Annotated in this window: 26 protein-coding genes; 9 read left to right on the top strand and 17 right to left on the bottom strand. The window is 65.5% G+C overall.

What is annotated here, in order from left to right:
- Positions 1–63: 63 nt before the first annotated feature.
- A complete protein-coding gene (locus DSM104443_RS15640) occupies positions 64–1,242 on the bottom strand; it encodes an efflux RND transporter periplasmic adaptor subunit (protein WP_171093843.1) in 1,179 nt (392 codons plus the stop codon).
- Positions 1,243–1,483: 241 nt separating this feature from the next.
- Between DSM104443_RS15640 and DSM104443_RS15635 the strand changes: the two genes are divergently transcribed.
- Genes DSM104443_RS15635 through DSM104443_RS15610 form a run of 6 tightly spaced genes read left to right on the top strand, consistent with a single transcriptional unit; the run spans position 1,484 to position 4,596 of the window.
- Positions 1,484–2,149, top strand: a complete 666-nt coding sequence (locus DSM104443_RS15635; protein WP_171093841.1) for a TetR/AcrR family transcriptional regulator — start codon at positions 1,484–1,486, stop codon at positions 2,147–2,149.
- Positions 2,150–2,159: 10 nt separating this feature from the next.
- Positions 2,160–2,615, top strand: a complete 456-nt coding sequence (locus DSM104443_RS15630; protein ID WP_171093839.1) for a GNAT family N-acetyltransferase — start codon at positions 2,160–2,162, stop codon at positions 2,613–2,615.
- Positions 2,612–3,487, top strand: coding sequence for a hypothetical protein (locus tag DSM104443_RS15625; protein ID WP_171093837.1), 876 nt, complete (start codon positions 2,612–2,614; stop codon positions 3,485–3,487). The genes DSM104443_RS15630 and DSM104443_RS15625 overlap by 4 nt, the downstream gene beginning before the upstream one ends.
- Positions 3,488–3,503: 16 nt before the next feature.
- Entirely contained in the window at positions 3,504–3,998 is a 495-nt protein-coding gene (locus tag DSM104443_RS15620) for a hypothetical protein (protein WP_171093835.1), read from the top strand.
- A 4-nt stretch (positions 3,999–4,002) separates the two neighbouring features.
- Positions 4,003–4,350, top strand: coding sequence for a ribonuclease E inhibitor RraB (locus DSM104443_RS15615; protein WP_171093833.1), 348 nt, complete (start codon positions 4,003–4,005; stop codon positions 4,348–4,350).
- A 9-nt stretch (positions 4,351–4,359) separates the two neighbouring features.
- The gene (locus tag DSM104443_RS15610; protein ID WP_171093831.1) at positions 4,360–4,596 is read left to right on the top strand and encodes a hypothetical protein; all 237 of its coding nucleotides are present in this window, start codon (positions 4,360–4,362) and stop codon (positions 4,594–4,596) included.
- Between the two features lie 23 nt (positions 4,597–4,619).
- Here the strand turns inward: DSM104443_RS15610 and DSM104443_RS15605 are convergent, their stop codons facing one another.
- The 4 genes from DSM104443_RS15605 to ligD form a co-directional block, all read right to left on the bottom strand.
- On the bottom strand, positions 4,620–5,372 hold the full coding sequence (locus DSM104443_RS15605; protein WP_171093829.1) for a spermine/spermidine synthase domain-containing protein: 753 nt from the start codon (positions 5,370–5,372) through the stop codon (positions 4,620–4,622).
- A 1-nt stretch (position 5,373) separates the two neighbouring features.
- Positions 5,374–6,228, bottom strand: a complete 855-nt coding sequence (locus tag DSM104443_RS15600; RefSeq protein WP_171093827.1) for a tetratricopeptide repeat protein — start codon at positions 6,226–6,228, stop codon at positions 5,374–5,376.
- 115 nt (positions 6,229–6,343) lie between these two features.
- Positions 6,344–7,255, bottom strand: a complete 912-nt coding sequence (ku, locus tag DSM104443_RS15595; RefSeq protein WP_171093825.1) for a non-homologous end joining protein Ku — start codon at positions 7,253–7,255, stop codon at positions 6,344–6,346.
- Positions 7,256–7,353: 98 nt separating this feature from the next.
- Positions 7,354–10,086, bottom strand: coding sequence for a DNA ligase D (gene ligD, locus DSM104443_RS15590; RefSeq protein WP_171093823.1), 2,733 nt, complete (start codon positions 10,084–10,086; stop codon positions 7,354–7,356).
- Positions 10,087–10,123: 37 nt separating this feature from the next.
- On the opposite strand from ligD, the gene DSM104443_RS15585 reads away from it, so the two are divergent.
- Both DSM104443_RS15585 and DSM104443_RS15580 read left to right on the top strand, forming a co-directional pair.
- Entirely contained in the window at positions 10,124–10,825 is a 702-nt protein-coding gene (locus DSM104443_RS15585; RefSeq protein ID WP_171093822.1) for a DUF72 domain-containing protein, read from the top strand.
- A complete protein-coding gene (locus tag DSM104443_RS15580; RefSeq protein WP_171093820.1) occupies positions 10,822–11,496 on the top strand; it encodes an alpha/beta hydrolase family protein in 675 nt (224 codons plus the stop codon). Before DSM104443_RS15585 ends, DSM104443_RS15580 begins: the two co-directional genes overlap by 4 nt.
- Positions 11,497–11,548: 52 nt before the next feature.
- Here DSM104443_RS15580 and DSM104443_RS15575 read toward each other — a convergent pair whose 3' ends face one another.
- The 6 genes from DSM104443_RS15575 to DSM104443_RS15550 form a co-directional block, all read right to left on the bottom strand.
- A complete protein-coding gene (locus DSM104443_RS15575; RefSeq protein ID WP_171093818.1) occupies positions 11,549–12,319 on the bottom strand; it encodes a LytR/AlgR family response regulator transcription factor in 771 nt (256 codons plus the stop codon).
- A complete protein-coding gene (locus DSM104443_RS15570) occupies positions 12,312–13,559 on the bottom strand; it encodes a sensor histidine kinase (RefSeq protein WP_171093817.1) in 1,248 nt (415 codons plus the stop codon). Before DSM104443_RS15570 ends, DSM104443_RS15575 begins: the two co-directional genes overlap by 8 nt.
- Before the next feature lie 242 nt (positions 13,560–13,801).
- A complete protein-coding gene (locus tag DSM104443_RS15565; RefSeq protein WP_171093815.1) occupies positions 13,802–14,758 on the bottom strand; it encodes a TAXI family TRAP transporter solute-binding subunit in 957 nt (318 codons plus the stop codon).
- A gap of 14 nt (positions 14,759–14,772) precedes the next feature.
- Positions 14,773–15,732, bottom strand: a complete 960-nt coding sequence (locus tag DSM104443_RS15560; RefSeq protein WP_171093813.1) for a Bug family tripartite tricarboxylate transporter substrate binding protein — start codon at positions 15,730–15,732, stop codon at positions 14,773–14,775.
- 12 nt (positions 15,733–15,744) lie between these two features.
- Positions 15,745–16,533 carry an alpha/beta fold hydrolase gene (locus DSM104443_RS15555; protein ID WP_171093811.1) on the bottom strand — a complete coding sequence of 263 codons (789 nt, stop codon included), beginning with the start codon at positions 16,531–16,533 and terminating at the stop codon, positions 15,745–15,747.
- A complete protein-coding gene (locus tag DSM104443_RS15550; protein ID WP_171093808.1) occupies positions 16,533–17,288 on the bottom strand; it encodes a class II aldolase/adducin family protein in 756 nt (251 codons plus the stop codon). Before DSM104443_RS15550 ends, DSM104443_RS15555 begins: the two co-directional genes overlap by 1 nt.
- A gap of 187 nt (positions 17,289–17,475) precedes the next feature.
- Here DSM104443_RS15550 and DSM104443_RS15545 point away from each other — a divergent pair, with 187 nt between their 5' ends.
- Positions 17,476–17,694: a DUF6496 domain-containing protein gene (locus DSM104443_RS15545; RefSeq protein WP_171093806.1), complete on the top strand. Its 219-nt coding sequence runs from the start codon at positions 17,476–17,478 to the stop codon at positions 17,692–17,694.
- Positions 17,695–17,766: 72 nt separating this feature from the next.
- Here DSM104443_RS15545 and DSM104443_RS15540 read toward each other — a convergent pair whose 3' ends face one another.
- From DSM104443_RS15540 to DSM104443_RS15515, 6 genes are all read right to left on the bottom strand, one after another.
- The gene (locus DSM104443_RS15540) at positions 17,767–18,300 is read right to left on the bottom strand and encodes an SRPBCC family protein (RefSeq protein ID WP_171093804.1); all 534 of its coding nucleotides are present in this window, start codon (positions 18,298–18,300) and stop codon (positions 17,767–17,769) included.
- A gap of 7 nt (positions 18,301–18,307) precedes the next feature.
- Entirely contained in the window at positions 18,308–18,757 is a 450-nt protein-coding gene (locus tag DSM104443_RS15535) for a VOC family protein (RefSeq protein WP_171093802.1), read from the bottom strand.
- Positions 18,754–19,116 carry a YciI family protein gene (locus DSM104443_RS15530; protein WP_171093799.1) on the bottom strand — a complete coding sequence of 121 codons (363 nt, stop codon included), beginning with the start codon at positions 19,114–19,116 and terminating at the stop codon, positions 18,754–18,756. The genes DSM104443_RS15535 and DSM104443_RS15530 overlap by 4 nt, the downstream gene beginning before the upstream one ends.
- Before the next feature lie 63 nt (positions 19,117–19,179).
- Positions 19,180–19,536, bottom strand: a complete 357-nt coding sequence (locus tag DSM104443_RS15525; RefSeq protein ID WP_171093797.1) for a YciI family protein — start codon at positions 19,534–19,536, stop codon at positions 19,180–19,182.
- Positions 19,533–19,922 (bottom strand): YciI family protein, encoded by a 390-nt coding sequence (locus DSM104443_RS15520; RefSeq protein WP_171093795.1) that lies wholly within the window; start codon positions 19,920–19,922, stop codon positions 19,533–19,535. The genes DSM104443_RS15525 and DSM104443_RS15520 overlap by 4 nt, the downstream gene beginning before the upstream one ends.
- A complete protein-coding gene (locus tag DSM104443_RS15515) occupies positions 19,919–20,275 on the bottom strand; it encodes a DUF1428 domain-containing protein (RefSeq protein ID WP_171093793.1) in 357 nt (118 codons plus the stop codon). The genes DSM104443_RS15520 and DSM104443_RS15515 overlap by 4 nt, the downstream gene beginning before the upstream one ends.
- Positions 20,276–20,296 lie beyond the last annotated feature (21 nt).

Genomic DNA, 20,296 nt, shown 5'->3' with positions numbered 1-20,296 from the left:
TTATTGCTGGACTCCCGCCTTCGCGGGAGTGACGACGTCATCCCCGCGAAGGCGGGGATCCAGTCAACGACTGGCGACGGTGGCCATCTGTGCAGGTTGGGGTGCCACGGTCGCACCGGGCCGCACGCGCTGCAGGCCGTTCACGACGATGCGTTCGTTGGGCTTCAGGCCCGCGGTGACGATGCGAAGCCCGTCCACGTTCGAGCCGAGCGACACCTCGCGGTAGGCGGCCTTGTTGTCGTCGCCCACCACCAGCACGAAGCGCTTGCTCTGGTCCGTGCCGACCGCGCGGTCGTTGATGAGGATCGCGGGCGTGGCCTTGGCGCGGCCCAGCTTCAGCTGCGCGAACTGGCCGGGGATGAGGCGGCCGTCCACGTTGTCGAAGATGGCGCGCACGCGGACGGTGCCGCTCTTCGCGTTCACCTGGTTGTCCACGAGCTGCAGCCGTCCTTTGATGGTGGCGTCGGCTCCGGCCGAGGTACCCATCATCACGGGGATGGTTTCGAGCTTGCCGCGGGCGGTGGTGCCGCCGATTTCGTCCAGCGCGCGCAGGACCGCTTGCTCGTCCGCGTCGAAGCTGGCGTAGATCGGGCTCACCGAGACGAGCGTGGTGAGGACCGGGGCGCTGGGACCTGCGGGGACGAGGTTGCCGACCGTCACTTCGAGCCGGCCGACGCGACCGGAAACCGGGGCGCGGACCTGGGTGTAGCCGAGGTTGAGGCGAGCGGATTGCAGCGCGGCTTCGGCGGCCCGCACGTTGGCTTCCGCTTCCTGGCGGGCGTTCACGCGCTCGTCCAGCTCGCGCTTGGCAATGGCGTTTTCGTCGGAGAGGCGCTGGGAGCGCTCCAGCTCGCTCTTCGCGTAGGCGAAGCGGGCCTTGGCCGCGACGACCTGCGCCTCGGCTCGGTCCATGTCCGCGGCGAAGGGGGCGGGGTCGATGGTGATCAATAGGTCGCCGGCCTTCACCAGCGCGCCTTCATGGAAGTGGACGGCCTGGACGGCGCCGGCGACACGCGAGCGGACATCCACGCGCTCGACCGCTTCGAGGCGGCCGGAGTACTCGTCCCACGTGTTGACGTCGGCCTGGACGACGGTGGCGACAGCGACCGGCGTGGCGGGCGGCGGGCCGTCGGCGTTGGCGGCGTGGGGAGTGCGGTATTGAATGACGCCGGCGGTGAGGGCCGTGACGGCGATGGCGGCGAGGGCTGCCGCGAGGGGGCGGCGCTTGAGGGTGGCGGGCATGTCTTGATCTCCTGTTCTGTATCGTCCGTTACACAATTGAACGGATTCTGAACGGTTCAAGACACCACTGTCAAGGATTTATTTAGCGATAGCTATGGAAATAGGACAGAACACGCCCGAGATGGGATGGACGGGGTTTAAAGGAGGGCCGGATCCGGTGCCGCAATTCGGTTTCACCTGCAAAACCCCGATTGCGGTAAGGTCTTGCAAGACGCGACAACCTTATTTAATATCGATCACTATGAAAAAGGCAAGCACAATCGGCGGTGGCTCGGAGGCCACACAGCCGAAGAAGGCCCGGGGCCGTCCCCGCTCGTTCGACCGCGAAGCCGCGCTGAACGCCGCGATGGAGGTTTTCTGGACGAAGGGCTACGAGGCCGCCTCCATCAGCGACCTCACCGAGGCCATGGGCATCAATCCGCCCAGCCTCTATGCCGCTTTTGGCGACAAGGAGAAGCTCTTCCTCGCGACCATCGAGCAGTACGCCTCCTCGCGCAGCGACCAGATGTGCCCCCAGCAGCCCACCGCCCGGGCCGCCGTCGAGACCTACCTGCGCTTCAAGGCCGATCTCCTCTCCGGCGCCGGCCACCCGCGCGGCTGCATGCTGATGGTCGCGTTCTTCACCGCGGCCAACGCGTCGCCGGGGCTGAACGCCGTCCTCACCAAGAAAAGGGCGGAGGCGCGCGAGCACATGCGCCAGCGCATCAAGCAGGGCATCACCGAGGGCGACGTGCCGGAAGGCACGGATGCCGGGGCGCTCGCCGACTTCTACGCCACCATCACCAACGGCATGGCGCAGATGGCTCGCGACGGGGCCGCGCGCAAGACCCTGATGTCCACGGTGGACCAGGCGATGACGGTATTCCCGGCCGCGCCCAAGGCAGCCAAGGTCCGGAAGGCCGCGTAAAGTCGCTCCCGTGAAGACGGGAGCCCAGCCGGTTCTGAGAATCGCCACGCGGGAGGACATCCCCGCGATGCACCGCATCCGCCTCGCGGTGCGCGAGAACATTCTCACCTCCAAAGTCGGCGAGTCCGACTACGTCGAAGTCATCGAGAAGCTCGGCCAGGGCTGGGTGATCGAGGCCGAGGGCGTCATGACCGGCTTCGCCTTCGGCACCCTCGACGGCAACATCTGGGCGCTCTTCGTCCACCCCGACCACGAGCGCCGCGGCTACGGCCGCATCCTCCATGCCGTGATGGTTTCCTGGCTCTTCGCCCAGGGATGCGATCGCTTGTGGCTCACGACCGGCGTGAATACTCGCGCGGAGCGGTTCTATCGAGCGGCGGGCTGGACGTATGTCCGTGACGAGGGCGGGGAGGCGAGGTACGAGATGGCGAACGGTAAAATGCCGCTTCTCGAGAAATACCCGTGACGGCAAGCCCGGATACCGAACCGCCCATTGATGTCTCGCTCAGCTATTACATGGAGGAGCGGGCGTTGGCCATCGCGCTCGAGAAGGCACCTGCCGGGCTTCAGCGGGGCAAGATCGAACGGTTGATCGAGTTGCGCTCCGCCCTCATGCGGCACCGCGACACTCACACGCAGGAAGCCGTTGCCAAGCGCCATGCCCGCGGAGAGATTTACTCGAAGTCGCGGGTGGCCGCCATCAACGCGATGATGCCGGACAAGGCCAGCCAGGATGAGAGCGTCGCGACCCTGTACCTGCGACAGCCGGATGCCGAAGGCGTGCTCAAGATGCACGCCCGCACGTCCTTCGCGTACGTGCTCGTTTCGCAGCGCCTGATGGTGAAGGACCATACGCCCGACATGGTGGAAGGCGCTCGCGTCATCCAAGAGCATGAAGAGCGCTTCGCACGGGCGTGGATCGCAGCCGTGGGTGACAAGAGCTTCGAATCCGAGATGCGCGAGCGGCAGCGAGAGGCCATCGCGACGCTGCGGACCTCGACCCGAGCCATGTTTTTCGTCAGCTATCCTGCCAATGAGCTGGACGACGAAGATGCGCGCGAGCTCGGCAAGGCCTGGACGAAGCTCGATAAGCTGGCCGAGTCACTCGGTCACAAGGCGCTCTCCAGCTTCATCGCGCTCGACGAGGAGGGTGAAAGCGCCAGCGTGCCCGCCGGTGAGCTCGTGCCTGTGATCGAGGCCCTGATTTCGGCCGTGGAGAATCCGGCCGAGCGACTGCCGTCGAAGCGTAAGGTCGTTGCGGTACTCGGCAAGCTCCGGGCGATGCTTGTGTCACTGGAAGAGAAGGGCGGACGCGCACACTTCGAGGTGGACCTATGAGCGTGGAGGGCTAGACATGGCCGAGTTTTCGATTCTCGTCGTACCGAAGGACCGCAACTTCGTTCCCGAGCCCGACGCCGTTGAAGCCGCCGCGGAGCTGATGGAGAGCTTCTATCCGGATCGCCAGCACGGCGTCGATGAAGAGGACTCCGAGACTCCCAAGCTGTTCACCGCCCGCGATGGGTGGGAGACGCTCAAGTGCCCGGAGTGCGGCGAGAGCGTCGAGCGCTGGGACCTCGACGAAGACGACGACGGGGAGACGTGGTGGACGCTCTTCGAGGTGCAGCTCGAGGATTCCGACGATCCCGTCGCGGAGGTCGTCGAGATGCCGTGCTGCGGCGCCGAGGTGAAGGCCGGCGACCTGGATCTTGGCGACGGGGCCGCGTTCGCGCGCTTCGTGCTGACGATCCGCGATCCGGGCGACAACCCTGCGCTCACGCCCGAGCAGGAAGACGAGTTGGGCCGCGTCCTCGGCTGCGAGGTCGTCGGGATCGTCGAGGTCCGGAGCTAGCTCGGTGAAGGGCCTGCCGATCACGCTGTCGCAACTGGAGGATCTCTTCGCTCGCATGGGCGAGGAGCTCGATGTCGAAGACGAGCTGCTGTGGGGCTACTTCTTCACAGACAAGGACAAGAAGAAGCTGGCTCCGGTACGCGACGAGTTGGTTCGCGCTGGTTATCGTGAAGTCGCGCTCTACCAGACGGACGACGAGACGACGTACTTCCTCCACGTGGAGAAGGTGGAGAAGCACACGCCGGCTTCCCTGCATGAGCGCAACCAGCATTTCTACGCGATCGCCGATCGCTTCGGCATCGAGTCGTACGACGGGATGGACGTGGGCGCCGTCGAAGACAACGAGGAGTAAAGGGGAAGCATGTTCATCTGGAAAGGCAACGGGCACTGGGCGGCGCTGCTGGTGGCGCTCATCATCGTGGGCGCAGGGAAGGCGCTGGGGCCCATCGGCACATCGGCGGGCCTGGCGGTTTCCGGCGTGCTGATGTTCCTGCTCCACGGGGCGTTCGGCGAGGATGCGTCGGCCTTCTACTTTCCGGTGAAGTACTGGCCGTGCCTGCTACTGCCGCTCGCCGTGCTGACCTTCTTCTCGCGGTAGACCTTCGTCGCGAGTCGAAGGCGTCACAGCTTCAGCGGCTCTCCGGATGTTGCGCGCTTCCCCAGCGCGCGTTCCACGGTGGCCCCGAAATCCACGCCGGTTTCCTTCTGCAGCGCGGCGCCCGCGGTCCGCAACTTGAGCATGCGCACCTCGATCGGCTCGCCGAGCGCCGCGACGAGAATGAGGTTCGCGTCGCCTTCGCGCTCGGTGGTGATCATCCGGTTTTCGAAAGCGTGGGCGATCCGCTCGCGCGCGGTCTTCTGCTTCAGGCGCGGGCCGACGAGGTTCACGGAGATCATGCCGTTCGCGGTGAGGTGGGCGCGGGCGTTGTGATAGAAGGGCGCGGAGTCGAGGGCTCCCGCGTGACCGTCGCCGTCGAAGCCGTCGACGATGATCCAGTCGAAGGGCTTTCTCTGCCTTGCGAGGTAGTCGAAGCCGTCGGCGATCTCGATGCGAAGCATCGGCGATTCGTCCGGCAGCTTGAAGTACTGGCGCGATACGGCGAGCACGTCCTCGCGCAGCTCGACCACGACGAGGCGCGTTTCGGGGCGATGCTTGTGCAGGAACTTCGTGATCGACGCCGAGCCCAGGCCGATCTGCAGCACGCTCGCGGGCCAGCGGGCGGAGCCGCGCAGCATCAGCGGCAGCATCATGTCGCGCGTGTACTCGAGCTCGAGGCCGTAGGGGCGGGCGATGCGCATCGCGCCCTGCACGAGCGCGGAGCCGAAGTGCAGGTAGCGGACGCCCTGCTGCTCGGAGACGCTGATCGCCGACACGCTAGCGGACCAGCTTGCGGTAGTGGGCCATGTGGCGGATCGCCTCGCGGTCCTTGCCCACGGCTTCGTAGAGGAGCGCGATGTTGTAGTGGCCGTCCGCGAGGTTCGGATCGATCTTCAACGCACCAAGGTACGCGGCGATCGCTTCGGGGCGGCGGCGGCGATCTTCCATCAACACGCCGAGGTTGTACTGGATCAGCGCCACGGCCGGGCAAGCCTTCACGCCGACGCGGTAGATCTTCTCGGCCTCGGGGAGATATCCGATCTCGTGCAGCAGGCGGCCGAGGTTGAGGTAGGCGTCGGCGTGGCGTTGGTTCGATGCGATCGCTCTTCCATAGGCACGGACCGCACCTTCCGTGTTGCCTTCGGCTTCCATGGAGACTGCGGTCGCATACCAGTCCTCGGCGGGATCGAGGTCGCCCTCGACGACTTCCGCCACGGCTCCGGCGAGCTCGGGCTTGCGCTCGACCACGCCCAGCGTTCCGGCTTCCGGGTCGCCTTCGAAGCCGAGGAGGTACTGCCCGGAATCCGCCTGCCAGCGCTTGCGGCCTTCGCGAACGACGACCTTGTCGCCTTCGGCTCCGATGCTGAGACCCGAGAGCGGCATCGATGCGGGGAGGCTCGCGCGTAGCCCCTTCAACGCTTTCACGATGCGGCGTTGCGGGACTTTGGAATCGACGAGGGACTGGGCGGTGCGCAGGACGATGAGGTCCTGGAACGAGAATCGCATCGCGTTACGCTCACCGCGCGTCGGCGTCACGAACCCCGCATCGATGAGCGCGCGGATCGTGGTGCGCGGAAGGCGGAGCAGCTTCTCCACCTCCGGCATCCCATACGTTTGCGTGAGCGGTCTCATGGAACCAAGAATAAAGGGGCCAGAACAAAACCCGGGTCAGAGTGGAGTTTTCCCTGTCGCGTTACGCGCCGAAAACTCCACTCTGACCCGGGTTTTGTTCTGGTCCCTTTATTCGTCAGGCTTTCTTGCGCTTCGCGGCGGGGGCTGCGGTGGCCGTTTCGGCTTCGGCCTTCTTCGGCGGCTTGCGAGCGCCGGCCTTGGCTTCCTTCACCTCGGCCACGGCGGCGGGCTTCGCCTTCGCGGGACCCGCGGCGCGCTTCTCGAGGCTTGCGCGAAGCGCCTCCATCAGGTCGATCACCTGGCCGCCGCCACCTTCGGGCGCCTCGGCCATCGTGATCTCCTGGCCCTCGACCTTCTGCTCCACCGCGGCACGGATGCGGGCCGCGACTTCATCGGTGTACGACGTCGGATCGAAGGTGTCGACGGACTGCGCGTCGATGAGCTGCTTGGCGAGCTTGAGCTCCGCGTCCTTCACCGGCGTGTCGGGGATCTCGATCTCCTTGATGGAGCGGACCTCCTCCGCGTAGAGGAGCTGCTGCATGACGAGGCCCTCGTCCACCGGGCGGATCATCACGATGTATTGCTTGCCGCGCGCGGCCCAGCGGCCGAGGGCGCAGCGGTTGGAATCTCGCAGCGCCTTGGCGAGCAGGGCGTACGGCTTGTTGCCGCCCTTGTCGGGCGCGATGTAGTAGGCCTTGTCGAAGTAGACCGGATCGATCTGCTCGATCGGCACGAACTCCGTGATGTCCGCCGTGCCCGTGCCGGCCTCTTCCATGGCCTTCAGCTCCTCGGGCGTGAACATCACGTACTGGTCCTTGGCGAATTCGAAGCCCTTGACCATGTCCTCGCGCGCGACGGGGATCTCCTCCTTGATGCAGAGGTACTGCTGCTTCAGGCGCGAGCCGCACGTCTTGTGCAGCATGTTGAACGAGATGGCCTTGCTCGCTTCCGTGGCGGAATAGAGCTTCACCGGGATGGAGACCAGCCCGAATGAAACGGTCAACGACGCGATCGATCGTGCAGCCATGGCAGGCCCCTTGGGCACCTCAGGACCGGTAAGCCTACTCGCCTCTAAAAGAACTTGCAAATCATAGGTCTACGAGCGTTACTTCGCGTAACTTTTGCCTACTTCTTGAGCGCCCGCTCCAGGCTCTGCTTGATCGTGAGCGCGTCGTGCCAGCGATCCCCGGTTTCGACCAGGCGATCCATCGCATTGGTGAGCCGGAAGTCGAGCGGGTGCGCATTGGCGAGCTCTTCCCACGTGAGCGGCATCGAAACCGGCGCACCCGGCTCGCCGCGCGGGGAATACGCGACGTTGAGCGTCTTGCCGCGGACGTTCATGTTGTAGTCCATGAAGATCTTCCCGGTGCGCTTCGGGATGCTCCACTCGAGCGTGATGTCCTTCGGGTGCTGCTTCATCAGGTGCCGGCCCACGAGCTCGGAGACGTGGCGCGCGGCATCGAAGTCGATCGTCCGCTTGATGGGCACGAAGATGTGGAGCCCCGTCTTGCCCGAAGTCTTCACGATGGGATTCAGCGACATCGTGTTCAGCAGCTCCTTCAGCCAGAACGCGACCTCCTTGCCCTTCTCGAACGCGACGGTGTTCAGCTCCGGCTCCGCGCCCTTCGATTCCTGGCCCGAGTAGATGTAGGGATCGAGGTCGAAGACGACGTAGTCGGGAAAGTTGAGGACGGAGCTCTCGAGCGCTTCGAGCGACGAATCGAAATCGGAGGCCTGCATCTTCGCGTCCAGGCCGGGATTGGAGCGCGAATGCCACACGTGGAATTCGAGCGTGCCCGACTGCGCGAGCCACAGCAGCGTGGGCAGGTTGTTGCACAGGAGGTAATCGTGCTGTTCGTCCTTGCTGCCCGAGAACACGCGGATCTTCTCCACGAACGCGGGCTTCTCCTGCTCCCAATGCTTCTGGAAGAACCGCTGGCCGCGGATGCCGTCGGGCATGCGGATCATCGTGAGCGGCCGGTCCCTCAGGTGCGGCAGGATGAACGGCGAGACGCGCGCGAAGTATCTCAGCAGATCCCGCTTCGTCAGCGCCGGCTGCTTCAACGCCTTGTCCTCGGGCCAGTACACGCGGTCGAGGTTCGTGACCTTGATGCGGTCCTTGCCGACCACGAGCACGAGGTCTTTCTTCTTCTCCTCCAGTTGTTTCACCACGTCCCCAATAAAGGGGTCAGACCACTTTATTGTTGGTTCAATAACGTGGTCTGACCCCTTTATTGGGGTGGACCTGAACTCGGGCTTCTTGACCTTCTTCGCGTCGAGGTCGTCGCGCAGGCGAAGGAAGATGGGCGCGCGCAGGTGGCCGTCGTCGGTCCAGCTCTGGAACTCCACTTCGGCGACGTTCGTGGGCTCCACCCAGATCGGAACGCCGCCATTCATCAATTCCGGCTTCTCGGCGAAGGGCATCGTCTTGCGCTCGAGGGGCTTGATGCGCGCGAGCACGGCGGCGAGCGTGCGGTCGTCGAAGCCGGAGCCGACGCCGGAAGCGAAATGCAGCTTCTTTCCTTCCCAGTAGCCGACGATGAGGGCGCCCAGCTCGCCCCGCGAGCCCTTCCCCTTGGTGTAGCCGCCGATCACGAAGTCGCCGGTCTGCGTGGGCTTCACCTTCAGCCACGACTGCGAGCGCTTGCCCGATTCGTAGCGGCTCTCCTTCCGCTTGCCGATCACGCCCTCGAAGCCCGCGGAGATCGCCGCCTCGTTCAGCGCGATGCCATCGTCCACCGCATGCACGAGCTGCACGCGCGGCGAGGGCAGGATGCACTGCGCGAGATAGCGGCGCCGCTCGCGATACGGCACGGCACGAAGGTCGATGCCGGCGAACCAGGGCATGTCGAATGCGAAGAACACGACCGGCATGTCGCGGTCCGCGGCGGCGATCTCGCTCGCGGTCTTCAGCTGCGCGCGTTCCTGCAGTGCGCCGAAGGAGGGGCGTGCGTTGGAATCGAAGGCCACGATCTCGCCGTCGAGCACCATGCCGTTGACCGCCTGTTGCTTGCCGAGCTCCGCGGCAAGCGCGGGAAAATTCGCGGCATAGTCGATCCCGCGGCGCGAGCGCAGTCTCACGCCATCCTCGCCGATGAACGCGAGCACGCGATAGCCGTCCAGCTTTGGCTCCCACATCCAGTCGGGCTTGTTGAAGGCCTTGTCGGCCGACTCCGCCAGCATGGGGGCCAGCTTCGCCACCGCAGGCATCGGCACCACCTCGCCATTGGGAACGAGCTGCACGGCGGGAAGCCTCTTGCCCGCGGGCACCGTCTTCATCTCGGATACCGCGATGCCGGAGAGCACCGAGCGGTCCTGCTGCGTCACGTCGTCCGCGGTCACGAAGCGGTCGCGATGCTTGATCAACAGCCACTGCTTCGCTTCCTTCGTCTTCACCAGTGCGAAGGAGCCTTTCAGCTTTTCGCCGCGCAGCGTGAAGGAGAGCTTCCCCTTCGCCAGGCCGTCGAGCACTTCGCGCTCGGCGCCCGCGCGGTCGTGGTACCAGGTGGCGCCCTCGTCGGGCGAGTACACGCCGCAGTCCCACACGATCACCTCGCCGGCCCCGTATTGCCCCGGGGGGATCACGCCCTCGAAGGAAGCGTAACCAAAGGGGTGATCCTCTGTTTGCACCGCGAGGCGCTTCTCGTTAGTGTCCAGAGACGGCCCCTTGGGGACCGCCCAGGACTTGAGGACGCCGTCGCATTCGAGGCGGAAGTCGTAGTGCAGCCGTGAGGCTCGGTGTTGCTGGACGACGAAGAGCAGCGGACCGCCGCGGCCCTCGGCGATGGCGGCGGGCGGCTCGGGCGTTGCGGTGAACGTGCGCTTCGCGGAGTATTCGCGCAGGCTGTCTTTCGCCATGAGCCCGATTCTAAGGGGCAACGACCAGGGAGCACCGATGAAACTTTGGGCCGGCGCGAGCGGGTACTCCTTCAAGGAGTGGAAAGGCCCGTTCTACCCCGAGAAGATGAAGGCCGAGGAGATGCTCGCGTTCTATTCGGAGCGGCTGCCCACGGTCGAGATCAACAACACCTTCTACCGCATGCCGAAGGTATCGGTGCTCGAGTCGTGGGCGGGCACGGTGCCGAAGGACTTCCGTTTCGCGATCAAGGCCCCCAAGCGCATCACGCACATCTCGCGGTTGAATGTCGCGTCGTGCGAGGAGTCGGTGGGGTTTCTTTATGCGAACCTCACGGCGCTGGAAGGCAAGCTGGGTGCGGTGCTGTTCCAGCTCCCTCCCAACCTGAAGAAAGACGTGCCGCGGCTCGAGGCTTTCCTCGCCTGCCTGCCCGCGAACCACCAGGCGGCCTTCGAGTTTCGCAATGACACGTGGTTCTCCGACGAGGTGTACGCGCTGCTGAAGGCGAAGGGCGCTTCCCTCTGCCACTCGGAGCGCGAGGACAATGCGCCGCCGCCCCTCGTGGAGACCGCGCCCTGGGGCTACGTACGGCTGCGGCTCGAGGAGTACACGGACGAGGATCTCGAGACCTGGGCCCAGCGCCTCGAGAAGACCGGCTGGCGCGAAGTGTTCGTGTACTTCATGCACGAGCCCACGGCGCCGGGATACGCACGGAAGCTCATGGACATCGCCGCGAAATGACGACGGCCGTCGCCGCCACCGGCGTCACGATCGTGGTGGACGACACGCGCACCGTCTCGGGCCTGCTGCAGGTTCCGGCGAAGGCGGGCATCTGCTACGTGCTGGCTCACGGCGCCGGCGCGGGGATGGCGCATCCCTTCATGGCCTCGGTGGCGAGCGGCCTCGCCGATCGCGGTGTCGCCACGTTGCGCTACCAGTTCCCGTACATGGAGCAGGGCTCGAAGCGGCCGGACACGCCGAAGGTCGCGCAGGCCACGGTACGCGCCGCCGTGATGGAGGCGGGCAAGCGTCTTCCCAAGGCCGCGCTCTTCGCGGGTGGAAAATCCTTCGGGGGGCGCATGACCTCGCAGGCCCAGGCCTCGGGGGCGCTGCGCGATGTCGAAGGCCTCGCCTTCATCGGCTTTCCGTTGCACGCACCCGGCAAGCCCTCCGACGAACGCGCGGCGCACCTCTTCGACGTCGACATCCCGATGCTCTTCCTCCAGGGCACTCGCGACGAGCTGGCCGAGCTCGAGCTCCTCACGCCGGTGGTGAAGCGCCTGGGCGAGCGGGCGTCGTTGAAGCTCTTCGCCGACGCCGATCACTCGTTCCATGTGCCGGCGAGAACAGGACGCAAGGATTCCGAGGTGCTGGCAGAACTGCTGGATGCTTTGATGGAGTGGATGAAGTAAATAGGGTCAGACCCTTTATTCGTCGAATAAAGGGTCTGACCCCATTTATTTCCTACATGTTCTTGAAGAGGGGCATGAAGGTGAGGGATACCGGCAACGTCTCGGGCCGGTTGCGAAGACGGAGCGTCCCGCGCCCCGATTCGTCGCGCGCGATCGAGGAGATCGCCTTCATGTTCACGATCGTGGAGCGATGGATCTGCTTGAAGACGTTCGGGTCGAGCGCATCCAGCAGCTCGCGGATCGGCGTTCGCACGAGCGCCTCGCCGTCCTTCGTCATCACCACGGTGTATTTGTTGTCGGCCTGGAAGTAGGCGATGTCGTCCACGAGGATCAGGCGCGTCTCCTTGCCCGCGGAGGCCGTGATCCACACCAGGGGCGGCGCCTTGCTGGTCGCGGGCAGGCGCGCGCGCAACTGGTCGAGGATCGCCGCGAGCTCGCCGCCATCCTTCATGCCCGAGGCGATGCGAGCCTGCACGCGCTGCACCGTGGCCGCGAGGCGATCGGGCGCGATGGGCTTCAGCAGGTAGTCGACGGCGCCGCGGTCGAAGGCATCGATCGCATATTGGTTGTACGCGGTCACGAATACGACCTGCGTACCCGGGCTGGCGCTTGCCGTTGCCGCGGCGACCTCGAGGCCCGTGAGGCCCGGCATGCGGATGTCGAGGAAGGCGACGTCGGGCTTGTGCGCTTCGATCGCTTCCAATGCCGTGCCGCCGTCCTCGCACGTGGCGACGATCTCGAGGTCGGGCCAGGCGCGTCCGAGGAGCGAGAGCAATTCGTCGCGCAGCAGCGCTTCGTCTTCGGCGACGATTCCCTTAGGCATTCGCGCCCCCGCTAGGCCCGCGCGCCGGCACGGTGATCGTCGCCGCCACGCCCTTCGGGAAGTTCGCCACGATCGCGAACGACGCCGCATCCCCGTAGGCGAGCTTCAGCCGCTCGCGGACGTTCTTGAGGCCGATGCCCGTTCCCGCGGACGCATCGTGGAACCCGCGCCCGTCGTCGGCCACCGTCACCGCGACCTTGCCATCGGTCTCGCGCGCGAGCACCCACACCGTGCCGCCGCCCGTGACGGGCTCGAGGCCGTGCTTGATCGCGTTCTCGACCAGGGTCTGCAGCATCATCGCCGGCATCGGGACGGTCTTCAGGTTGTCGGGGACCTGCACCTGCATGTCGAGGCGCTCGCCCATGCGGATCTTGAGGATCTCGAGGTAGGCCACGGCCCGCTCGAGCTCGTCGCCGATCGTCGAGAGCGCGTCCTCGGTGCGCGGCAGCGACCTGCGCAGGTACGTGATGAGGTGGCCCAGCATCTGGTCGGCGCGGGCGGGGTCGCTTCGCGTGAGGTACTGCGCCGAGGCGAGCGTGTTGTAGAGGAAGTGCGGCTCCACCTGCGCGTGCAGCAGCGAGAGCTTCGCGACCGTGAGCTCTTTTTCGGTGGCGGTCTGCTGCGCGCTTTCCTGCTCTGTCCTGCGAAGCTCGGAAGTGCGCCGCGTGATCGCGCGCGAGATCGCTTCCATGTTCTCGAGGTTGGTGCCGTCGTCGACGAGGAACCAGTCCACCCAGGCCCCGCCCTCGGGCTCACAGATCACCATCACGCTGCACGTGCCGCTGCCCGGCGTGACGGTCGCGAGAACCTGGTTCCGGATGGCGCCGGACGATCCCATCATTTCCTTCGCGCCCTTCTTGCTACTCATGTACGGGTCCATCCGTTTGACCCGCGCTCGCACGCGCAGGTTCGGCCGGCTGCTCTCGCACGATTCCACGTACGGCAGCTCGCGGATCGTCGCGTCCACGAGATCGAAGGCGGCGTCGGCCTCGAGCGGCAGCTCGAAGCGGCGGCGATGGCGGCTCGCGAACGAGGTGGAATCCGTGCGGTCCGTGATGAGCCGCACGCGCCGGACATGCGAGAACGCGCTCACCATCGCCCAGGCGATCGCGCCCAGGCCCGTGATCACGATGAACCAGGGCGGCGATTTGTGGGAGAACGCGCTCCACATGATGAGCGAGGTGGCGAAGACCACGCCCCACGCGGCCATGTTGCGGATGATGAAGAAGAAGGAAGACATGGCCCGCAGGATATCAAGGGTGAAGCGGGCACCGAATCCCTATCCGACGAAATGGAGCCCCGAAGCGTGAAATGGGGGGATCGGGCAACTAAAGGGGGTGAGGCGAGGGGGTTGTCGAAACCTTCTGGAACCCGCCGGTGTCCAGACATCGTTTCGCCAACCCCCTCGCCTCACCCCCTTTGTTGCCTTGCTTTCCGATTTTCCGGATGGCGAGCCACGCTGACCGAATAGAGGGTCTGACCCTAATTTCGGACTTCCTTCAGGTACTTGGCTACGCCGGGGTGCAAGACGGCCGGATCGGCCGCCACGGCTGTGTTGGCCGCGGTGCTCTCGATTGCCTGGGGCAACCGTTTGGCGATCCCGGCCTCGGCCTTGTGCAGCGCCCGCGCCAGCCGGTAGGCGGTGGCGTCGGGAAGGTCGGCGCGCGCGAAGACGAAGCTCCACGAGCCCACGGACTCGATCGGCTGCGCCTGGCCCGGGTAGCTGTCGGGCGGAACGGTGATCGCGCGCAGGAACTTGTGCTTCGCGAGGATCTTCGCGATCTCGTCCTTCGAGGGCGCGATGAAGCGGGCGCCGCCCGGCGAATTCCACATCGTCACGAAGCCTGGCCAGCCCACGCCGCCGCCCCAGAGCGCGGCCACGCGGCCATCGAGCACCATGGCCGGGCCGTCGCCCGCACGGTCGAGATACGTCGGCGTGAAGTCGCGGTCGCGCTGGAGACCGAGCGGATCGAGCGTGTAGCCCGCGAGCAGCACGAGCCCCGAGCCCTTGGCACCCCACGCGACGGGCTTGCCCTTCAGGTCCGCGATCGTCTTGTACGGGCTGTCGGCGCGCACCACGAACATCCCCGGCGACGAATACATCGCCCAGAGGATCCTGATGTTGGCGGGCTTGTCGCGCCCGATTCCGGCCAGCGCCTCGTACGCCGCCTCGCCCTGCACCAGCGCGAGATCGACCTCGCCCTTTTCCAGCAACGGCACGTTCTCCGCGCTGCCCTTCGTATTGCGCGTATTGATGGTGATGGAGGGATCGGCCTCCTGCACCGCGCCCTGGAACGCGGCGCCGTAGACCGGGAAGCCGCCGCCGGGCGTGGCGGTGGCGAGGCTGATCGTGAGCGGGGTCTTGTCCATGGTGAGGGAAGCACAGGACGCGAGTCCCGCGGCGAGGATCACGGTTGCGATTCGTTGGAAGGACGGCATGGGATCTCCGGAGCTCATTCGACCTTGACGTTGGCGTCCTTGACGACCTTGGTCCAGCGCGCGAGGTCCTCGGCGATGTAGGCGGTGAACTGCTCGGGCGTGCCGCCCGTGGTCACGGCGCCAACACCCGCGTACTTCTCGCGCACTGCAGCCTGCTGCAACACCTTGTTCACCGCGGCGTTGAGCAACGCGACGATCTCGCGCGGCGTGTTCGCGGGCGCGATGAGGCCGGTCACGTTGATCGGGCCGAAGGAAGGAAATCCCGCTTCGGCGGCGGTCGGCACCTCGGGCAGCATCGGTGTGCGTTCCTTCGAGGTCACGAGCAGCGCGCGCAGCTTGCCGGCGAGCACCTGGTTCCCGGCGGACGTCACCTGGTCGAAGTGCATGTCCACCTGCCCGCCCATCACGTCGGAGATCGCGGGATTGCTCCCCTTGTAGGGCACGTGCGTGAACTTCACGCCCGCGAGATCCTGGAAGAATTCGCCGACCAGGTGGTTCGAGCTGCCCGTGCCCGCGGAGGCCATGGTGAGTTTCCCCGGCGCTGCCTTGGCAGCGGCGACCAGGTCCTTCACCGTCTTCATCGGCGAGTCGCCCTTCACCACGAGCAGGAACGGCGTCGAGGCGATGGAGGCGACGGGTGCGAAGTCCTTCACCGGGTTGTACGGATTCTTCGGGTTGAGCGCGGGCGCCACGCTGAAGGTGCTGTTCGAGCCCATCAGCAGCGTGTAGCCGTCGGCGGGCGCGCGCACGACGAAGTCCGCGCCGATCGTGCCGGCGGCGCCGGGCTTGTTCTCGATGATGACCGGCTGCCCGAGCGCCTCCTGCAGTGCCGGGGCGATCACGCGAGCGGTCACGTCCACGTTTCCGCCGGGCGCGAACGGCACGATGATCTTGATGGGCTTGTTCGGGTACTGCGCGAACGCGCTGGTGGCGGCGAGCGCCAGGAGCGCTGCAAAGCGTGCGGCGATACGCATTTCGTTCTCCTCCTAGGAGATCTTGTTGTAGAACGCCTCGAGCGCGGCGTTGAACGCCTCGGGCTGCTCCAGGTTCGAAAGGTGGCCCGCGTCGGGAATGACGGTGAGCTCCGCCTTCGGCAGGTGCTTCACGAGCGTTTGCGAGAAGGCGAGCGGCATCGCGATGTCGTCGGCGCCCACGAGCACCGCGCACGGCACCTGGATCTCGCCGAGGCGGTCGGTGACGTCGATCGTCGGGATCGCCGCGGAGATGCCGATGTAGCCTTCGATCGGCGTCATGCGCACCCAGCTCCCGACGCGCCGCATGAGGTCGGGCTTCTTGATGCGGAAGGATTCCTTGAACCAGCGCTGCAGCGTGGGCTCGACCATCGCTTCCATGCCGCCCGCGGTCACCTTCGCGACACGATCCTTGAACGCGGCGATGCCCTCGGGCGAGAGGCGCGAGGACGTGTCGGCGAGAACCATGGAATCGAAAATCCCCGGATAGCGAAGCGCCGTGTGCAACCCGAAGACGCCGCCCATCGAGAGGCCGATCCAATGCGAGGATTTGATGCCGAGCCCGTCGTACATCGCCTTGATGTCGTCGGCCACCTGGTCGAGCGTGTACGGGCCGGGCGGGGCGCTCGTGTGGCCGTGGCCGCGCGAATCGTAGGCGAGGACGGTGAAGCGCTTCGAGAGGCGCGCGATCTCGGCGTCCCACATCTCGTAGCGGCAGGCGAGCGAATGCGAGAGCGTGACCCAGGGGCCGCTGCCCGTGACGGAGTAACGGACGTCGAGCCCGTTGGCGCGGACGACCGGCATCAGTCCCGGTAGCCCGGGAGCTCGCGGTCGACGATGCGCATCATCGCCTCGAAGAACAGGCGGTCGCGCTCCTCGCGCGGATGGCTTTCCTGCTCGGCGGGCGCGACCACCGCGGCGATCACGTCTTTCGAGAGGATGTTCAGCTCCTTGCCGGTCGAGAGTGCCAGCACCTGCGTGCGGCACACGCGCTCCATCTTGTAGAGCCGGCGGTACGCTTCGGCCACCGTGTCGCCCGCGACGAGGATGCCGTGGTTCTTCATGAACACGATGCTCTTGTCGCCCATCAGGTGGGCGAGGCGCTCGCCTTCCTCCAGCGTATCCGCCGTGCCCTTGTACGTGTCGTCGTACGCGATCATGCCGTGGAAGAACGCCGCGGTCTGCGTGGCCGGCAGCAGGCGGTTGTCCTTCAGCATGTTCAGCGCCAGCGCCCACGTCTGGTGGGTGTGCATCACGACGCGCTTGCCGGTGATGCGGTGGATCGGCGCGTGGATGCAGCGAGCCGAAAGCTCCACGTGCCCCTGTCCCTCGAGCGTGCGGCCTTGCTCGTCGAAGACGAACATGTCCGAGGCCTTCGCCTCCGACCAGTGTTTTCCGAAGGGCAAAACCAGGTACTGGCCGTCGCGGCCCGGCACCGTCACCGTGAAGTGGTTGTCGATGCCTTCGTCCAGCTCGTGGATCGTGGCGATGCGGTGGGCGGCGGCGAGCTCGACTTTCGCCTTGGTGATGGCGTCCGCGGCTACGGTATGGGTATCCATCCCTCTAGCGTACTAAAGAAAAGAACCCTCCGCAGATAAACGCGGATAAACGCAGATGAAAGGCAATCCAGGGTTAGACCCTGCATTGCTGTTATCTGCGTTTATCCACGTTTATCTGCGGAGGACGCCTTTCGCCTTAGGCATGCTTCGTGCAAACGAAGCAGCATCTCAACAGCGGGAGCGACACATGGCCCGGTACGGCAAGAAGGCGGCGGAGAAGGTCGAGAAGGTGATGAAGGAACGCAAGGCCGGCACGCTGAAGAGCGGCCGCTCGGGGAAGAAGGTCACTTCCCGCAAGCAGGCCATCGCGATCGGCCTGTCGGAAGCGCGCAAGGCGGGCGGCAAGGTTCCGCCCGCGCCGAAGCGCTCGGCGTCGTCGAAGAAGCGAAAGTCTTCCTCGAAATGAGGTAAAGCCTTACAACGCCCGCGCGGTCCGAGGCCGTGCGGGCGGGTTTGCCGAAGACGTTCCAGGCCATGGCTATTTCTCGGCGACGGACTTGAGCGCCGCGAGCCCGGCGTCGAAGTCGGGGCCGACCAGCTTGTCCATGCTGAAGAACACGCACATCACCCTCTGCACGTAGTTGGACGGCCCGAACATGGCCCACTTCACGGTGGTGCTGTCGCCCTGCGGCGTGAGCGTGAATTCGGCGGTGTTGGTCGATTCGAACGGCTCGAGGAACATGAGCTTGATCACGATCTTCTGCGCCTCGGCCACGAGGATCTCCATGCGGCCGCTGCCCACGTCCTTGTTGCCTTCCCAGCCGTAGGTCGCGCCCTTGCCGCGCTCGGGCCCGCCGTAGGTGCGCTTCATCGCCGGGTCCTTCTTCTCCCAGGGCGACCAGGCCATCCAGGCTTTGAAGTCGGTGATGAGCGGCTGGATCTTCTCCGGCGGCGCCTTGATGGCGATCGAGCGCTCGAGGCGGAAGGTGTCGGGTTGCGTGGAGGCCGCGATGAGCACGCCGATGATGGCGAGCGCGATGAGCGCGGCGATGATGCCGAGGATCTTGAGCATGGGACTCCTACGGGGCTTTCGGTTGGGTGTTCGAGACGATCATCCACGTCACGCCGAACTTGTCGGCGACGATACTGAAGCTGGTGGTGAAGAAGGCCGGCGTGGGTGCCTGGATCGCCATGCCGCTCGCGGCGAGCGCATCGAAGCGCTTCTTCGCGGTGGCGTCGTCCGGCACCGTGATCGCGAGCGAGATTCCCTTGAACTCGGGCTTCTCGCCGGACATGCGCCCGTCGGAAGCCATGAGCTGCGTCTCGCCGATCGTGAACGACGAATGGAGGATCTTCTCGCCGTTGGGGATCACCGGGGGGCTCTCGCCCGGGCCGCACTGGACAGGGCCGCTCATTTCCTTGAAACGCATGATGTTCTCCACGACGGCGCCCAGGTTGGCCTTGTAGAACTCGAGGGCCTCTTCGCACCGTCCCTCGAACGACAAATACGACTGCACCTTGGTGGTCATTTGAAATCCTCCATCGTGTAGAGCGGCCGGATCTCGATGTCGGATTCCTCGCCGGGCATCGGGGCGGGGCACTTCTTCGCCCACTCGACGGCCTCTTCCACCGACTTCACTTCCCAGAGCCAGTAGCCGGCCACGAGCTCCTTCGTCTCCGCGAACGGGCCGTCGATCACCGTGCGCTTGTCGCCGTTCACATGCACGCGCTTGCCCACCGAGCTCGGCTTCAGCCCATCGCCGCCCAGCATGATGCCGGCCTTCATGAGCTGCTCGTTGAACTTGCCCATGTCGTCCATCAGCTTCTGGCTGGGCATCACGCCCGCCTCGGAGTTCTTCGAGGCCTTCACGAACACCATCACCTTCATGTCATTTCTCCTGGTAACGAAATTGGGGTCAGACCCCATTTCGCGGGGAAAAGGGGTCTGACCCTATTTCCCGAGTTGGTCGAATAGCGGTCGGACTTCGATGCTGCCGGTCTTGGCGACCGAGATCTTCGAGGCGATGCGAAGCGCCTCGTCCAGGTCCCTGGCCTCGATGACCGTGAGGCCGCCCAGCTGTTCCTTGGTCTCCGCGAACGGGCCATCGGTGTACGAGACCTGTCCGTCGCGCACGCGCACCGTGGTCGCGGTTTGCGTGGAGGCGAGGCCCAGCGCATCCACGTACTGGCCTTCGCGCTGCAGGCCCTCGACCCAGGCCTTGCAGCTCGCCGCCAACGCGTCGCGCTGCGAGGCGGGGAACGCGGTCATCGCGTCCTCGTTGTGATAGAAGAGGCAGGCGAATTTCATCGCGGCTTCGACGACGCGATGCGCGGCGTTCCGTCGACCACGAGGTTGCGGCAGGGGCGGATCTCGATCGTGCCCAACTCCGCGCTCGGGATGCGCGAAGCCACTTGAATGGCCTCGTTCAGGTCCCGGGCCTCGATGAAGTAGAAGCCCGCGACCTGCTCCTTGGTCTCGGCGAACGGTCCATCCACCACCCCGACCTTGCCCGCCCGCACGCGAATGACGGCGGTCGTGTTCGCGGGCTGCAGCGCCTCGGCCTCGATGAAGTGGCCGCTCTTCAGCAGCGACTCGTTCAGCTCGAGATGCCGGTCGTTCAGCACCGACATCTCCGCCTCGGGCATGGCGTCGAGCATCTGCTCGTCCAGGTGGATGAGGACCAGATACCTCATCCCTGCACCAGCACCTTGAAGCCGCCCATCGACATCTTCTTCGGGTCGAAGGGCATGCCGTTCTTCATCATCTTTTCGATGCGCGGATCCTTCATCACCTTCTTGTTGATGCGATCGCGCGCGCCCTTCGAGGCGTACACGATCCACGAGAACACCACGGTGTCCTTCGGGCCGGTCTTGGCGAGCTTGGGAAAGGGCCGCCCGAACTTCGTGTTGAGGTCGTCGCCCACGCACTCCACGTAGTCGACGGCGCCGAATTCGCGCCAGATCTTGCTCGCGGCGCGTGCGATCTTCTTGTACGCCGCCACGTTTTTCTTCGGCACCACCATCACGAATCCATCGACGTAAGCCATCTCCATCTCCTTAGCGGTTGA

Origin of the sequence: Usitatibacter rugosus (assembly GCF_013003965.1) — a bacterium.
Lineage (GTDB): Bacteria > Pseudomonadota > Gammaproteobacteria > Burkholderiales > Usitatibacteraceae > Usitatibacter > Usitatibacter rugosus.
Note: the sequence above shows the minus strand (reverse complement) of the source record. Positions and strands in the feature narration are given on the sequence as shown.

Coding starts and splice junctions, on each gene's coding strand:
- DSM104443_RS15515 (WP_171093793.1), bottom strand. CDS start 20,275: ATGGCTTACGTCGATGGATTCGTGATGGTGGTGCCGAAGAAAAACGTG.
- DSM104443_RS15600 (WP_171093827.1), bottom strand. CDS start 6,228: ATGAGACCGCTCACGCAAACGTATGGGATGCCGGAGGTGGAGAAGCTG.
- DSM104443_RS15530 (WP_171093799.1), bottom strand. CDS start 19,116: ATGAAGGTGATGGTGTTCGTGAAGGCCTCGAAGAACTCCGAGGCGGGC.
- DSM104443_RS15570 (WP_171093817.1), bottom strand. CDS start 13,559: ATGTCTTCCTTCTTCTTCATCATCCGCAACATGGCCGCGTGGGGCGTG.
- DSM104443_RS15525 (WP_171093797.1), bottom strand. CDS start 19,536: ATGAAATTCGCCTGCCTCTTCTATCACAACGAGGACGCGATGACCGCG.
- DSM104443_RS15555 (WP_171093811.1), bottom strand. CDS start 16,533: ATGCCGGTCGTCCGCGCCAACGGGCTCGACGTCCGTTACTCCGTCACG.
- DSM104443_RS15550 (WP_171093808.1), bottom strand. CDS start 17,288: ATGGATACCCATACCGTAGCCGCGGACGCCATCACCAAGGCGAAAGTC.
- DSM104443_RS15535 (WP_171093802.1), bottom strand. CDS start 18,757: ATGACCACCAAGGTGCAGTCGTATTTGTCGTTCGAGGGACGGTGCGAA.
- DSM104443_RS15610 (WP_171093831.1), top strand. CDS start 4,360: ATGTTCATCTGGAAAGGCAACGGGCACTGGGCGGCGCTGCTGGTGGCG.
- DSM104443_RS15575 (WP_171093818.1), bottom strand. CDS start 12,319: ATGCCTAAGGGAATCGTCGCCGAAGACGAAGCGCTGCTGCGCGACGAA.
- ligD (WP_171093823.1), bottom strand. CDS start 10,086: ATGGCGAAAGACAGCCTGCGCGAATACTCCGCGAAGCGCACGTTCACC.
- DSM104443_RS15620 (WP_171093835.1), top strand. CDS start 3,504: ATGGCCGAGTTTTCGATTCTCGTCGTACCGAAGGACCGCAACTTCGTT.
- ku (WP_171093825.1), bottom strand. CDS start 7,255: ATGGCTGCACGATCGATCGCGTCGTTGACCGTTTCATTCGGGCTGGTC.
- DSM104443_RS15585 (WP_171093822.1), top strand. CDS start 10,124: ATGAAACTTTGGGCCGGCGCGAGCGGGTACTCCTTCAAGGAGTGGAAA.
- DSM104443_RS15565 (WP_171093815.1), bottom strand. CDS start 14,758: ATGCCGTCCTTCCAACGAATCGCAACCGTGATCCTCGCCGCGGGACTC.
- DSM104443_RS15560 (WP_171093813.1), bottom strand. CDS start 15,732: ATGCGTATCGCCGCACGCTTTGCAGCGCTCCTGGCGCTCGCCGCCACC.
- DSM104443_RS15540 (WP_171093804.1), bottom strand. CDS start 18,300: ATGCTCAAGATCCTCGGCATCATCGCCGCGCTCATCGCGCTCGCCATC.
- DSM104443_RS15545 (WP_171093806.1), top strand. CDS start 17,476: ATGGCCCGGTACGGCAAGAAGGCGGCGGAGAAGGTCGAGAAGGTGATG.
- DSM104443_RS15640 (WP_171093843.1), bottom strand. CDS start 1,242: ATGCCCGCCACCCTCAAGCGCCGCCCCCTCGCGGCAGCCCTCGCCGCC.
- DSM104443_RS15635 (WP_171093841.1), top strand. CDS start 1,484: ATGAAAAAGGCAAGCACAATCGGCGGTGGCTCGGAGGCCACACAGCCG.
- DSM104443_RS15580 (WP_171093820.1), top strand. CDS start 10,822: ATGACGACGGCCGTCGCCGCCACCGGCGTCACGATCGTGGTGGACGAC.
- DSM104443_RS15520 (WP_171093795.1), bottom strand. CDS start 19,922: ATGAGGTATCTGGTCCTCATCCACCTGGACGAGCAGATGCTCGACGCC.